The sequence below is a fragment of the Nostoc sp. DSM 114161 genome, assembly GCF_052692665.1.
In genome coordinates, this window is sequence record NZ_CP195141.1 from 1,724,544 (window position 1) to 1,738,485 (window position 13,942).

Below are 13,942 nucleotides of genomic sequence, written 5' to 3' on the forward strand. Positions count from 1 at the left end.
CCACACCCCACCTTTAATCAAAACGCTCGTTTTCTAGAGGAAAACCCGTGTATGTTAATCTCTTTGGACTTACTATCCACTCTTGGCGGGGAATATCTACCAAGTCTGCGGCTGTAATTTGCCCAGATAAAAAATGTAATTTTTGATTCTCAGAACCTCTCATCACTCGATCGCTAGCTTGTTGTTGTATAAATAATCCATCAATCAATAAATCAATCTGATTTAAAAATTCCTGACTTCCAGGAATCTTATTTAATTTAATTTGTTCTATTTGATACCCAGTCCAACAAATTACTGTTTTTCCTACGGATTTTACTCGACTAGCTAAATCAGCTAAAGCTACCGACTGGGCAAAGGGTTCGCCACCAGAAAAAGAAATTCCTGCTAAATCTGGCAGTTGTTGGAATTGTTGCCAAATTTCGTCTACAGTTACTATCTGATTGACTCGAAATTCTAAAAAATCTGGATTTTGACAACCCAGACAGCGAAACGGACAACCCTGTACCCAAATCACCATCCGAGTTCCCGGCCCGTTGGCACGAGAACGGGGAAGCAAACCCGCCAAATTCAATAATCTCGGCTGAGTCACGATTTAATATCCCTGACTTTCCAGACGACGTTGGGGTGTATCCGACAAATAAGAGTCTGTGGCTGTTTCGGTTGGCGTAGCCCCAGTATCCAAATTCCGCCATTCTTGATTTACCGGTTCGCCATTCCAGTGAGTCCATTCCAACTGATAACCTTGCTCTTGAAATAGCTGTATGACATTAACAGTACGACTCGCACAAGACAAATCACCTTGTCGATCTTGTGGCCCTGCTAAATCAATTTTTTGCCCTTCAAACTCCACTCGCATTAGGGTATTTGCTCCCTCATGAGTTTCTATTTCAATTACGATATCACCATCGCTAATTTCGGAAATACGGGCATCGTAGTGGGATTGCTGCCAAGATACGACTAAATTTTCTGCCGCAGCTTGAATTTCCTCGGCTTGAGACTCTAAGGCGTTAATTTCCTGATGTAATGTTTCTATATCTGTATTGGAGATATGCTGCCAGTTATTAGCCGTATGGTTAATTTTCCCTTGTAGTTGTTGAGTGATGCGATGGGGAAGACGTGGCTGTAAGTTATTCAGCCTTGTTTGTACGAAATCAATTTGTGCTTTCCACTCTGCTTGAAGTTGCTGAATTACTTGAATGCGGGCATTATCTAACACCTGCAAGTATTTCTCTGCATCTGCCAGGTTTTGAGCCTGTAATGCTTTTTCCGTCTGCTGGAGAGCTTGTTGGACGCTGGAAGCATCGAGTAATTCTTCATCGATCAGAACTTGATACTCTGCCTGAATGCTGGGTAACTTAGTTTGTAAATTTTGCACTCGTCTTTGTGCATCCTGTAACAAAGCTTGATTGATGACATCAGATGTTGATGTTTGAGAAGCATTGATAGTTGCGTTGTGAAACGATGTTGATTTAGTACTCTGCGGTTGTTGAACAACTATTTTGCTATTGGCAGAACTAGAACGAATGCTAGTTCTAATCTGAGCAATTTTTTGCTGAATTTGTTGTTCTCGTTGGAGGGCAGCTTCTCGTTCTTGACGCTTGCGTTCTTGGTAAGCTTGTAATGCTCTCCCAGTCATAGATACAACTGCGGCAATTCCATCCAATAAGCTAGGTTCTGATGTACTAGAAATACCCTCAGTCACGTTGAATGTTTTTCGCCCACTCATGTTTGTAACTCCTACTCACTAATTTTGCTGAGTGACTTCCGTGCAGGCAAATCTTGTAAGTAAACAAATGATTAAGTAAAATTTAATGGTTTTTGCTGAAAAAAACTACTAAAAAAAGATACCGACGTTAGAAATTTACATAATTGTTGTCAATATTCATACAATAGGATCTTGACAAAAAAGACGTTTTCAACAGTAGCTAAATAGGCGATCGCTACCTCAAAACTCCAGCAAGACCAGCACTTCACAAAAATCGAATTAAAGCCGCTCCCACTCCTGATAAATAAGATTGTAGAAGCTCACAGATTGTCGATAAATGTAAGTGGTAACATTACCCTGGTAGCCCAAGCACCTACAGTTAGTCTTATACGTTCCTAGTTATCACCTACCTCTTGCCATGCCAATAACTCAAATAAGCAGACTTGCTGGTGCAAATTCTCTAAAAGTGAAAAGGCAAAAAGCAATACGTTTGTTTTTATGCTTCCTAATGGGTTTGTTATGTATTCTCGGTTCGCCGGTGCTGGCAAAAGTTCCTGCTTCAATCAATTCTTCAACCCAACTGCCAGTTAACAGTGCTACCTCAGTGGCTGTAGTTACCGATACCACTTCATTAGTAGAACAAGGCAAAGTTTTATACGATGCTAGCAACTTTGCCCAGGCGGCAGAAGTTTTGGAAAAAGCTGTCCAAGCATATCAGCAGCAAGGGGAGAATCTCAGATTAGCAGTGACATTGAGTAATCTTTCCCTAGCTTATCAGCAGCTAGGTAAATGGGATCGGGCACAGCAGGTAATTACAGAAAGCTTAAATTTGCTCAAAGCAGAGGATAAAAACCCAAATCTGCAAATATTAGGCCAATCGCTAGACATCCAAGGTCGTCTGCAATTGGCAACGGGACGACCGGAGGCAGCTTTAGCAACTTGGCAACAGACGGAAGAAATTTATCAAAAAGCAGATAATAAAAATGGTGTAGTGCGATCGCTGATCAATCAAGCACAAGCTTGGCAAGCTCAAGGATTTTACCCTCGTGCAATCAAAACACTCGATAAAGTCAGTCAGACGCTAAAATCTCAACCCGATTCTATAGAAAAAACAGTGAGTTTGCGATCGCTTGGCGATGCCCTTTTGGTAATAGGCGATTTGAAAAAGTCACACGAAGTCTTAGAAGAAAGTCTCACAATTGCTCGCAACCTGCAATCAAAGGCAAATATTAGCGCAAGTCTCTTCAGCTTGGGAAATAATGCCCTCAAACAACAGGATAAGCTCAAGGCGATCGGCTATTATCAACAAACAGTTGCAATCTCTCCCTCACCCCTGATAAAAGTCCAAGCTCAACTCAATCACTTAGGCTTACTCATTGAAGACCAACAATGGCCAGAAGTTCAAACTCTTTTACCAGCGATTCAATCTCAACTCGACCAACTCCCACCCAGCCGTGCTAGTATCTACGCCCGCGTTAACTACGCACAAAGTTTATCAAAAGTCAAGAATAATATTGATTTCCAACCATTAACTAAAAATTTTTCCCCCCAACTCGTAACTCAGCAGGAGTTAGACGCCCCGCTACGGCTAACAGCATTCCTACTAGCCAGCGCTATCGAGCAATCCCGTAGTTTAGGAGACAAGCGGGCAGAGGCCTATGCCTTCAAAAATTTAGGTGGTTTGTACGAACAAACCAAACAGTTGTCAGAGGCGCAAAACTTAACTCTGCAAGGATTAGGTTTAGCACAGAGCAGCAATGCACCAGAAATTACCTATGCATTAGAGTGGCAGTTAGGTAGATTACTCTGGGCACAAAAAGATATTAATGGTGCGATCGCCGCTTATGATGCTGCTGTGGAAACTCTCCAGTCTCTCCGCAAAGATTTAGTAGTAAATAATGACGTAGTTAATCAGGATGTGCAATTCAAGTTTCGCGACAGCGTGGAACCCGTTTATCGGCAGTCAGTAGAATTATTGCTGCAATTTCAACAAGGAAAACCAGACGAAACAATATTAGAAAAAGCACGCCAGCGAATTGAAGCACTCCAGTTAGCAGAATTGGATGACTTCTTCCGCGAAGCTTGTCTGCAAGATCGGAAAATACCCCTCGATAGAGTAGTAGACCGAGGAGAGAATCCCAGCGCTGCCATTCTCTATCCAATCATTCTTCCCGAAGAACTCTAAGTAATTGTCAAAATTCCCAAACAACCCCTGCGAAACTACACTACCAAGATTTCCCAAACGAAAGTAGAGGAACTTTTAGTAGAACTGCGAAAAAATCTTGTTAATCCCACTGCTACCAAAACTGTTGAAACCCAGTCACAACAAGTTTATAACTGGCTGCTCAAACCCATTGAATCAGAATTGCAAAAAAGTCGGGTAAATACCCTAGTGTTTGTTCTAGACGGTGTATTACGTAACATACCTATGTCTGCGCTCTATGATGGCAAGGAATACCTAATAGAGAAATATGCAGTTGCTCTGAGTGTAGGTCTGCAACTCCTAGACCCCAAACCACTGGTAGAACAGAAGCTAGTAGCTCTCACCGCAGGATTGACTCAGCCTCCGCCAGGATTTTCCAAGTTTGCCCCATTACTTGGGATTAAATCTGAATTCGACGGCATCGCCAAAGCTGGAGTTTCGACAACTAGTCTACTGGATGGGGATTTTAAAAAAAAGAATTTAGAAACTGAAATTTCAGAGACATCATTTAACATAGTGCATTTGGCAACTCACGGTCAGTTTAGTTCTCGCCTTGAAGACACTTTTATTTTGGATTTTGATGGTCAGATTAACGTCAAAGATTTTGATACACTCTTCCGGAATCAAAGTAAAAGCATAGTCGAACTATTAGTTTTGAGTGCTTGCCAAACAGCAACAGGAGATAGTCGTGCAGCACTTGGTCTAGCAGGAGCAGCGGTAAGAGCTGGCGCACGCAGCACCATCGCCTCCCTCTGGCAAATTGATGATAAATCAACAGCGATGTTTGTTAGTGCCTTTTATAAACAACTCAAAAGTGGCAAAATTACTAAAGCCGAAGCAGTCCACCGTGCCCAGCTAAAGCTCCTGAAACATCCTAACTATAAAGCACCAAGCTTTTGGTCTTCCTATGTGTTAATTGGCAATTGGTTATAATTTCGGCGCAGAGAACAGACTTTCAACCCTGTTCTCTGCTACACAACAAAAACTCAACGTAATTCATTTATACCAACAAGACGCGTTATGTCGCCTTGGGTAATTAAGTGGTAGTTAGCATTAGGGCTTACTGGTTGCAGAACTGGAATATAAGTATTCCTCGATGAATTAAACAAAACGTTGTCTCCTGGATAATTGTTGCTAGCTCCAGGCTGTAGGACGTACCTTTGAGATGGCACTGTTGCACCAAAAGTAGAGAAAGTTTGTGTTCGATCTGTATCATTTGTTAGAGCGAAACCACCGACGAATCTGGATGTTTCATCAGGAGTTAATTCACGCAATAAATTGTCATCAAAACTATTAAAAAAACTGGTTGTATTCTTCAAGTCAGTCATCAACATAAAGTTTGTCCAAAAGTAGACGAATAGTTTTTTTTATAAAGAATATAAATTTTAGTTAAATTCACCCATAGTTAGATTGGATAAATCAATCTTTAGCTAGAGTTTATAATTTTATGACTTAGGCACTGAAGCCTCAAACCCCCCCGATAAATTGGGTGGAAGTTTAAAACCCCGCCACTTGCTCCAAGTCGGGAAACCGCCGACCGCAGTGGCTCCCCAATTTATCGGGGGTTCGGGAATCTGAATGCGTAAGTTCTATATTTAGAGATTACTAGAGCGATCGCTCATACCAATTTCAGAGCAACAGTTTGAATCACTCTAACTACCCATCTTTAACCATCCAAAAACTTGATTGACGGTTAGCGCAAGTTCAATCTCTGATAATACAGGCAAAAAATCATCACCTTGGAGTAACACTGGCTGTTGCTCTGGTAAAAATACCAAGATACCGAGGTCATCAGGGTCAAGAAACCATCCAAGGCGACTGCCATATTTAAGACAGTACAAAATGTTACCGATTACTTTGTTAGGTTTTTGTTCTGGTGAGAGAATCTCAATTGTCCAGTCTGGTGGAAGGTCAAAATTATCGGGTATTTGATTATCAACAGTAAACGGTATACGCCCCCACACAAACACAGCTACATCGGGTACAATTGAGCGCTCCCCAAAGCTACAACGTAGTTCAGGAAATGCATAGGCAATCTTTTGATTCTCTGTGAGTTCGTTGACAACAGCACAGAGTTTGCCTTGCAAGCGGCTGTGTCTTCCTTTTGGCTTTGGCTTAGGAACAATCTCACCGTTAATATATTCGCTGGCAGGCTTTGTTTCGGGGAGCTTCAGAAACTCTTCCAAAGTCACAGAAGTAGTTGTAGCGCTCATAGCTCCTAAATCCCTGGAAAATGTTTTTTTAGTCTAGCAAGATGTATGAATAGATGCGTAAACTTGTTCAACGCACCCATCCATATATCAAGGTGGACTTACGCAAAATCATGAAAAAACGTAGACGCGGAGCGGCTTGCCGCAGGCTACTGCAAAGGACGCAGCGAAAAGTCGGAGCGCCGGCTTCCGGCGTTCTGAACTTTTCAAGACAAAGGACACAAAGAAATAAGAGCAAGAGAGAGTTTTTGCGTAAGTCCTATCAAGATAAAAATTGCCGCTTTGTAGTTGCAACTCTTAATTACGAATTATCTATGCACCACTACTAAAGTTCCCGTTGAAGCCCAGTTGTAAAGATTGCGAGCTTGCTTAACAGGTAAATTCACGCAACCGTGGCTGACTGGAGTTCCAAAACGGTTATGCCAGTATGCACCGTGGATAGCGTAGCCTCTATAGAAATACATTGTGTAAGGAACGTCAGGAATGTTGTAGCCTCTACCTCGCATCCGGTGAGTGCGATACTTAGAATTAATCCGAAATTTGCCTAAGGGTGTGGGGGTCGATCGCTTACCTCCGGAAATTCGATATGAATGAACGAGTTTTTTTCCTTCCCATCCACGTAAGCGTTGCTCTGACAAGTCGATTTCAATCCAGCGAGGTTGGGACGTTTGGCTGGTACTAGATACAGTGATGCTGTTTTCATCGCCTGACGTGGCTTTGGCTGTAGCAAAATTGGGGTTACCTGCTAACGGCGGCGACCAAGAAAATAAAGTCGCCACCATCAGTACCACGCCTGTACAAAAAGTTTTTGAGGAACGAATTCCACCACTGCGAATCCAGGATTGCATTATGCCTCACTTTCTAAACTAATTAGCATTAGCCAGTAGTCATTAGTCAGTAGGCATTAGTCATTAGTTAAATGATGAGTTTTAACTAATTATTAATGACCGATCGCTAATGACGACAAATATGTAATCTAAACACAAATGCAAATTCCCCCGGATTCTTATTTGCATTTGGAATTACACACAAATCGTCAGGATTTACGCTTATTGGTTTTAGGCAAATAGTTGCATCCAAAATTGGTAGAGATAGGATTTTGGAAATTTATGAAACATGCTTTCGAGCCAAAATCTCAACTCTAAAATCCAATATTTGTATTAATGCCCTGCTCTACATTTTACTCGAAGTTGAATAATTCCGATTCCGAAGATTCCCAGCATAAAATGTTGCTGGAAATCTTGCAATTGTCTTGATTTTCAGTTATTTATAATTTTTTTGCCTAAATTGGCTTTGGGCTGCTTCACTTACTACTTATGGATAACTACTGGTGTCCCTACTGATGCCCAGCCAAATAGCCATTTAGCATGGTTAGGTGCAAGATTTACACAACCGTGGCTCACTGGAGTACCAAATTTTTTATGCCAGTAAGCTCCGTGAATGCCGTAATTACCTTCGTAAAACATGGCGTAAGGAACGTTAGGAACATCGTAGTTTTGTCCCCGCATTCGTGTAGTTTTGAACTTGGATTGAATTTTAAAAGTACCAACTAGGGTAGGAGTGGATTTTTTACCAGAAGAAATGGCACTTCCATAAACAACTTTGTCACCTTCCCAAGCGATTAATCGTTGTTTTGAAAGATTAATTTGAATCCAGCGCTTATCCGATTTTTGTAATGTCTGGATTGTTTGGGCGATGACTTGATTCTTAGAAGTTGCCCAAACTTCACTCGTTTCACTAGTAGTAAAAACACTTAAAGACAGTGCTGTACCAGCAATAAGTATTTTTAAATGACGCACCCAGTCAGGAGAATTTAGTTTTTTCATACTAGATACACTCACACTCAAATTATCTGGTTTGAGGAAAGTTTTCAGTTTTCACTTTTCTTTCCATATCTATTAGTTTAATAGACATAAATTTTTGATGATTTGATTCTAAGTTAACTCAACTGTTGCATTAGCTTTATTGCCCTAGTTGCGATCGCCTCCCAATTTCCCTCGCTGACAAGCTTTTTGGGAAATAATTCACCGCTCAAACCCACGGCGATCGCTCCTGCTTGTAAAAATTCTTTGGCGTTTTCTACGGTGACGCCGCCAGTAGGAATTAAGGGAATCTCGCCCAAGGGCCCTTGTAAACTTTTAATATAATCAGCCCCCCCCACCGCTTGCACGGGAAACACTTTTACACAACTAGCACCGTGACTCCAAGCGGTAATAATTTCTGTAGGCGTCAGCGCTCCTGGGATAATAGGCACATGTTTTTCTCGCGCTGCTTGAATCATTGCCGAGTCAACATGGGGTGTAAACAAAAATTGCGCCCCACAAGCGATCGCTTCTTCTAGCTGCTGCACATTGAACAGCGTACCAGTACCAATAGTACAGCCTGGTAATTCCGAACGTAGTTGATTGATTAATTCCTCGGCGCGATCGCTATTCCAGGTAATCTCAATTAGCTGCATTCCCCCAGACGCTACAGCCATAGCCATTTTTCGTCCCCATTCTATTTTAGGAGCGCGGATAACTGCGATCGCTCGATGTTTTTGCAACTGTGATAACCAAATTTGATTAGGCATGGGCATGGGGCATAGGGCACTTGTACTGAGCGCAGCCTCTCACAGAGAAGTACGGGGCATTGGGCATCGGGCGTTGGAAGCTAGGATTCGGCACTGCAAACTAGTTTCCTAATATCTAGTTTTCAATACTAATACCCAAAATACCCTATGCCCTACGCCCTATGCGTGAATCCCACACTTGCTTGTTGGATCGAGCTATGAGATATTGCATATAAATAACTTTAAACCTATCGGGTTACCGTAGTTTAAGTTAAATGCCTCAGTGCTTGGGATTAAAGGAGTAATTTAAATGACAATTGCGCGACAAAACACAGTAGCATCTTTTCACGGTTCCAATAGCGTTAATCTAGAGAATTTGCTGAAGTTTGTACAGCTGGGTACAACACCAGTCAAGGTATTTTGGTGGCATATTCACGCATATGGGACGATTTTGGCTGTGATGCTATTGACTTTGAGCAGTTTGATTTACCTGATAATCCATCGGTCTTGGAGCAAGTTGCTACGAGTTCGGATGCATCGAGATGAATGGAAGATTAGTAGTAAATGAAGGTAGCTGTCATTAGTCGTTAGTCATTAGCGATATAGAAAGGATAAACAAACAAGTCACCAGCCTTGGCTTACCGTGATGTGTATTAAGCCGAGTCCGCTAGTATCCCCTACCCGATGAGGAAACAAGCTACCAAGGGGATTTCTGGCAGGAAAACTTCAAAAACAAATGACTAATAACCAATGACTAATAATAAATGACACTTCTAGTAGAGGAGATAGCTAATTCAGAATGAATATACTGCTATTACCAAGCAATAGTTTGATAGCTTCTAGTTCAAGACCAACTAGGAGCTTTTTTTGCTTAATTATCTACTTCAATAGGAGGATATATCAAATGAATTAGCACTTATTTAACTACTACTTGTGGATATTCATAATTAATTCGTATGATGGATGGAGTCATAATGGTCAAATTGCTAATATTAATTTGTAAGTAAAAAACCTTTACCAAATTAATAATCATGAATATTCTTGCTTGGATTGTTTTAGGTCTAATTGCTGGTGCGATCGCCAAAGCTATCTACCCCGGTCATCAAGGCGGCGGAATTCTCGGAACAATTTTGTTAGGAATTATCGGTGCTTTTGTGGGCGGTAGTTTGGGTATCTTTATAAGTACGGGGACGTTAACTTTAGCAGCTCCCACTCTCAGCGTTCCTGGTATTGTAGTAGCAGTTTTAGGCGCACTTGTAGCAGTTTTCTTGTGGAACTTGTTAACCCGCCGCAGTGCTGTATAGAATAAGATTGCAGCCAATCTACCAAGAATAGTTAGCAAACCCTTTTAAATATTTTATTTTTGAATTAATTGAATCAAAATGATAGCGTTATCTTCGTATGAAGGTAGCGCTAATTTTTAATTATTTTTAGATTAAATAATAATTATCCTAACCGTAATGCTGGGAAATGATAACAGCGATCGCAATACAGTTCGGTTAAGATCCCCCCGCCTACGGCCACCCCCTTTTTAAGGGAGGCTAGGGGGGATCTCTAAGTGCCTAAAATCACAGCCAAATACTTTTCAAACAAGCTCTTAGAAACTTGCAAATAAAAAAATATCCCATTGTTAACAGTCAACAGGCAATAGTCATCAGTAAGCAACTTCAAGTGGTTATTTTTATTTTTTGGAGTTACCTTGTTATGTGTATTAAATTGTTATATCGGATATGAAAAAAATTGTTACATTTATTCTGGGGATAGATGTAATAGGGTTTAATGTATGCTACAAACTCAACACTGTCAACCGTAAGATTGAAAATTAGTATTTTTCTACATAAAATTAAAAATCTCAAATTAAAAATTGGTCACACTGATGGTTAAGAGTGCTAAAGTTTCAAGAAATTCATCGGAACTTTTCAGCGGGTATTCATGCTGAAGAAACTACAGAAAAAGCAAATTTCCATAATTGCGGCTGCGGCTCTGTTTGCCTTTTCAGCTGGGGCAATGGTATCAGCACCTGAGATTGGCAAATCTCTGGGGCAATGGCTCAAATTGGGTAAAAATCAGGTAGAGCAAACATCTGAGGCTAGCGTTGCCCAATCAGCGGTCTTTCCACTGATATCACAATCTCTGCCAGAACGGGCGGGAAAACTAGCTGCGATCGCACAGCAATCGCCTTCTGTTGACCGCAATCGCGCTCGTTATCTTTTGGCGAGCGATTACATTGAAAGAACCCAAGGAAAAAAAGCTCTGGCTTTATTGGAAGGATTAGAGAAAGACTATCCCATTCTCGCGCCTTACATCTTGCTAAAACAAGCTCAGGCAGAGGATCTGCTGGGTGAGGACGGCAAAGCCTCGGATCTCAGGCGAAAAGTGCTCAAAGCCTATCCCAAAGAAGCAGCCGCAGTTAAAGCCCTATACCTAATTGCCCAACCAAAGGAACAGGAAACCGCGATCGCTCAATTTCCTTCTAACCCCTTGACTTGGGAAATTATCCGCAAACGCTTACAAGAAAACCCCAATCAGCCACAATTACAGTTGATTTTGGCAAAATACGCCTACGACCAACCAGGCATAGTGGGGGTTTTGGATGCGTTAGTTAAACAACCTACTCTCAAACCCGAAGATTGGGAACTCATTGGTACAGCCTATTGGGAAAATAATCAATTTCTCAAAGCAGGGAATGCTTATGCCAAAGCACCCAAAACAGCCCGCAACCTCTACCGCACCGCACGGGGGTTACAGGTAGGAGGCAAAGATAGAGAAAAAGCGATGCCTGCGGCGGGCTACGCCTACGCCACCTATAAACAAGTGGTGCAGCAATTTCCACAAGCTAAAGAAGCTGGTACTGCACTGCTGCGATTAGCAGAAATGGCAAAAACTCCCAAAGATGGCTTACCTTATCTTGACCAGGTAATTAGTAAGTTTCCCGGTCAAGCTAGTACTGCACTGGTACAAAAAGCCAAAACTCTGCAAGCACTCAAAGATCAAAAGTCAGCTAGTTCAGCTTGGCAATTACTCTTGGGTAAGTACGGTAATTCTGACGAAGCAGCAGAGTATCGCTGGAAAATCGCCCAAGATAAAGCCAACAACAAAGATTATATCGGTGCATGGCAATGGGCAGAACCAATTGTTAGCAACAACCCCAACAGTATTTTGGCGCCGAGAGCAGGCTTTTGGGTAGGTAAATGGGCAGCTTTACTAGGAAAACAGCAAGAGTCTCAAACTGCCTATGAATATGTGATTAGCCAGTTTCCCTACTCTTACTATGCATGGCGATCGGCGACAATGTTGGGGTTGAATGTTGGCAACTTTGACAACGTGCGCTCAATGAACCCTGAAGTCATCGCACCCCAGCGTTCGTTACCTCCTGCGGGTTCTGAGACTTTCAAAGAATTGTATTTGTTGGGTCAAGACCGCGATGCTTGGTTACAGTGGCAAACAGAATTTCAAAACAAAATTCAGCCAACGGTAGCAGAGCAATTTACTGAAGGCTTGATACAGCTGGCAAGGGGAGAAAATCTCATAGGAATTGACAAAATTTCTAAATTGGAAGACCGGGAAATACCAGCTGAACTTGCTGAATATCAAACTTTGAGCAAACAAATCTCCTACTGGCAAGCCCGTTATCCATTTCCCTATCTGCGAGAGATTGAAAAGTGGTCTACTGAGCGTCAACTCAATCCTTTGTTAGTCACTGCCTTAATTCGTCAAGAGTCCAGGTTTCAACCAAAAATTAAATCTGTGGCAAATGCTACTGGGTTAATGCAGCTATTACCGAGTACCGCTCAATGGATCGCCCCGCAAATTAAGGTGGATAGCAAAACAATAAACTTAGAAAATCCCAATGACAACATCATGCTGGGTACATGGTATTTGGATCATACCCATCAGCAATATAACAATAACTCCTTGTTGGCGATCGCTAGTTACAATGCCGGCCCTGGCAATGTCTCTAAATGGCTGCAAACTTACACTACACAAGATCCAGATGAGTTTGTTGAAGACATTCCTTTTGATGAAACCAAAAATTATGTACGTCAAGTATTTGGCAATTACTGGAATTATCTTAGACTTTACAACCCAGAGATTTCTGGCATAGTTGCAAAGTATTCGACTACACATCCAAAATTGCCGACGCAGTGAGGGAAGAGAGCAGGGGGAGCAGGGGGGCAGGGGAGGCACGGGAAGAGGATAACTGTTAAATCCTCGCTAAGCACTTCCAATGCCCCATGCCCAATATTCAATACTCGAAGAGTTCCATTGACATTGAGCCGTCAGCTACTTTGGTGACGGCGGCGGTCATTGTGATTGTAAAATCTTCGCTGATGGCGATCGCAATTTGTCCTCCTGGCATGTGAACTACGATCTCTGAATCACACAAGTTCAATTTGTAGGCAACAGCCGCCGCAGCACTGCTACTACTGCCAGATGCTAAGGTGTAACCTGCTCCTCTTTCCCAAATCTCAATTTGAATATTTTGCCGGTCTTTAACTTTCATAAACTGAACGTTGGTACGGTTGGGAAAGTAAGGATGAACTTCTAGTAAAGAACCATACTGCTTGGCTATTTCGGGTGTGACTTCGGGTAGCTGGATAACGCAGTGTGGATTTCCAATAGTGGCTGCACAAAAGCTAAAAGTTTGGTCGCCAACGGTAATACTTTCTTTGAGAACTTCTCTGGAGTGCCCTGTCACCGGAATCTTTTCACTTTGGAAGCTTACACGACCCATTTCTACTCGAACACTTTTACCTGACTGGGCAACTCGCGCTATGACTCGCCCGCCAAGGGTATCAATATCAAATTCTTCTTCTCGAACAAGCTGGTTATCCCACAAATAGCGGGAAAAGATTCTCAACCCGTTGCCACTTTTCTCTGCTTCACTGCCATCTGGGTTAAAAATTCGCAATCCAAATTTGGCATTGTTGGATGCTAAGGGACCAAACAGAATGCCGTCTGAGCCAATTCCAAAGTTTCGATGACAAATTCGCTCAATTTTTTCTAGGGTTAATTCAAATGCTAAATCTTGAGGGGAAATAACTAAATAATCATTTCCGAGAGCATGATACTTGGAGTATTTCACTGGAGTATACATAACAGATATTAAAAAAATAAATATTTTTGGGTAATTAAATTATCTTTATATTTTCTGAATTTGCGTTGCTAATTTTTGAAAAATTTTAAGATTTGTATTATTTTAGCAAATAAATAATTCTAACTCTCTTTTTTATAAGTAACTATTCATAAAATGTATATAGAACTATGTATTA

11 protein-coding genes and 1 pseudogene are annotated in these 13,942 nt (G+C 41.7%); 4 read left to right on the top strand and 8 right to left on the bottom strand.

All coding sequences use genetic code 11. The annotated features are described in order from the left end of the window. Nucleotides 1-13: 13 nt before the first annotated feature. The gene (locus NSTC745_RS07345) at nt 14-589 is read right to left on the bottom strand and encodes a 4Fe-4S single cluster domain-containing protein (protein WP_445636563.1); all 576 of its coding nucleotides are present in this window, start codon (nt 587-589) and stop codon (nt 14-16) included. A 3-nt stretch (nt 590-592) separates the two neighbouring features. Continuing rightward, a complete protein-coding gene (locus NSTC745_RS07350; RefSeq protein ID WP_445636564.1) occupies nt 593-1,726 on the bottom strand; it encodes a hypothetical protein in 1,134 nt (377 codons plus the stop codon). 397 nt (nt 1,727-2,123) lie between these two features. Between NSTC745_RS07350 and NSTC745_RS07355 the strand changes: the two are divergent. Then, nucleotides 2,124-4,841 (top strand): annotated as a pseudogene (locus NSTC745_RS07355) (CHAT domain-containing protein). A gap of 53 nt (nt 4,842-4,894) precedes the next feature. Here NSTC745_RS07355 and NSTC745_RS07360 read toward each other — a convergent pair. The 5 genes from NSTC745_RS07360 to NSTC745_RS07380 form a co-directional block, all read right to left on the bottom strand. Then, nucleotides 4,895-5,236, bottom strand: a complete 342-nt coding sequence (locus NSTC745_RS07360; RefSeq protein ID WP_445636565.1) for a hypothetical protein — start codon at nt 5,234-5,236, stop codon at nt 4,895-4,897. A 324-nt stretch (nt 5,237-5,560) separates the two neighbouring features. After that, the gene (locus tag NSTC745_RS07365; RefSeq protein ID WP_445636566.1) at nt 5,561-6,121 is read right to left on the bottom strand and encodes a Uma2 family endonuclease; all 561 of its coding nucleotides are present in this window, start codon (nt 6,119-6,121) and stop codon (nt 5,561-5,563) included. Nucleotides 6,122-6,426: 305 nt separating this feature from the next. Further along, nucleotides 6,427-6,966, bottom strand: coding sequence for a L,D-transpeptidase (locus tag NSTC745_RS07370; RefSeq protein WP_445636567.1), 540 nt, complete (start codon nt 6,964-6,966; stop codon nt 6,427-6,429). A 462-nt stretch (nt 6,967-7,428) separates the two neighbouring features. Continuing rightward, on the bottom strand, nt 7,429-7,944 hold the full coding sequence (locus NSTC745_RS07375; RefSeq protein WP_445636568.1) for a L,D-transpeptidase: 516 nt from the start codon (nt 7,942-7,944) through the stop codon (nt 7,429-7,431). A gap of 113 nt (nt 7,945-8,057) precedes the next feature. Then, on the bottom strand, nt 8,058-8,690 hold the full coding sequence (locus NSTC745_RS07380) for a bifunctional 4-hydroxy-2-oxoglutarate aldolase/2-dehydro-3-deoxy-phosphogluconate aldolase (RefSeq protein ID WP_445636569.1): 633 nt from the start codon (nt 8,688-8,690) through the stop codon (nt 8,058-8,060). 289 nt (nt 8,691-8,979) lie between these two features. Between NSTC745_RS07380 and NSTC745_RS07385 the strand changes: the two genes are divergently transcribed. The 3 genes from NSTC745_RS07385 to NSTC745_RS07395 all read left to right on the top strand — a co-directional run bounded on the left by NSTC745_RS07385 (nt 8,980) and on the right by NSTC745_RS07395 (nt 12,818). Continuing rightward, entirely contained in the window at nt 8,980-9,237 is a 258-nt protein-coding gene (locus NSTC745_RS07385) for a hypothetical protein (RefSeq protein WP_445636570.1), read from the top strand. A 463-nt stretch (nt 9,238-9,700) separates the two neighbouring features. Next, nucleotides 9,701-9,973 (top strand): GlsB/YeaQ/YmgE family stress response membrane protein, encoded by a 273-nt coding sequence (locus NSTC745_RS07390; protein ID WP_445636571.1) that lies wholly within the window; start codon nt 9,701-9,703, stop codon nt 9,971-9,973. A gap of 628 nt (nt 9,974-10,601) precedes the next feature. After that, nucleotides 10,602-12,818 carry a lytic transglycosylase domain-containing protein gene (locus NSTC745_RS07395; protein ID WP_445636572.1) on the top strand — a complete coding sequence of 739 codons (2,217 nt, stop codon included), beginning with the start codon at nt 10,602-10,604 and terminating at the stop codon, nt 12,816-12,818. Nucleotides 12,819-12,915: 97 nt separating this feature from the next. Here the strand turns inward: NSTC745_RS07395 and dapF are convergent, their stop codons facing one another. After that, entirely contained in the window at nt 12,916-13,755 is an 840-nt protein-coding gene (dapF, locus tag NSTC745_RS07400) for a diaminopimelate epimerase (protein WP_445636573.1), read from the bottom strand. Nucleotides 13,756-13,942: the final 187 nt, after the last annotated feature.

Coding starts and splice junctions, on each gene's coding strand:
- NSTC745_RS07350 (WP_445636564.1), bottom strand. CDS start 1,726: ATGAGTGGGCGAAAAACATTCAACGTGACTGAGGGTATTTCTAGTACA.
- NSTC745_RS07360 (WP_445636565.1), bottom strand. CDS start 5,236: ATGACTGACTTGAAGAATACAACCAGTTTTTTTAATAGTTTTGATGAC.
- NSTC745_RS07390 (WP_445636571.1), top strand. CDS start 9,701: ATGAATATTCTTGCTTGGATTGTTTTAGGTCTAATTGCTGGTGCGATC.
- NSTC745_RS07370 (WP_445636567.1), bottom strand. CDS start 6,966: ATGCAATCCTGGATTCGCAGTGGTGGAATTCGTTCCTCAAAAACTTTT.
- NSTC745_RS07385 (WP_445636570.1), top strand. CDS start 8,980: ATGACAATTGCGCGACAAAACACAGTAGCATCTTTTCACGGTTCCAAT.
- NSTC745_RS07395 (WP_445636572.1), top strand. CDS start 10,602: ATGCTGAAGAAACTACAGAAAAAGCAAATTTCCATAATTGCGGCTGCG.
- NSTC745_RS07380 (WP_445636569.1), bottom strand. CDS start 8,690: ATGCCTAATCAAATTTGGTTATCACAGTTGCAAAAACATCGAGCGATC.
- NSTC745_RS07375 (WP_445636568.1), bottom strand. CDS start 7,944: ATGAAAAAACTAAATTCTCCTGACTGGGTGCGTCATTTAAAAATACTT.
- NSTC745_RS07365 (WP_445636566.1), bottom strand. CDS start 6,121: ATGAGCGCTACAACTACTTCTGTGACTTTGGAAGAGTTTCTGAAGCTC.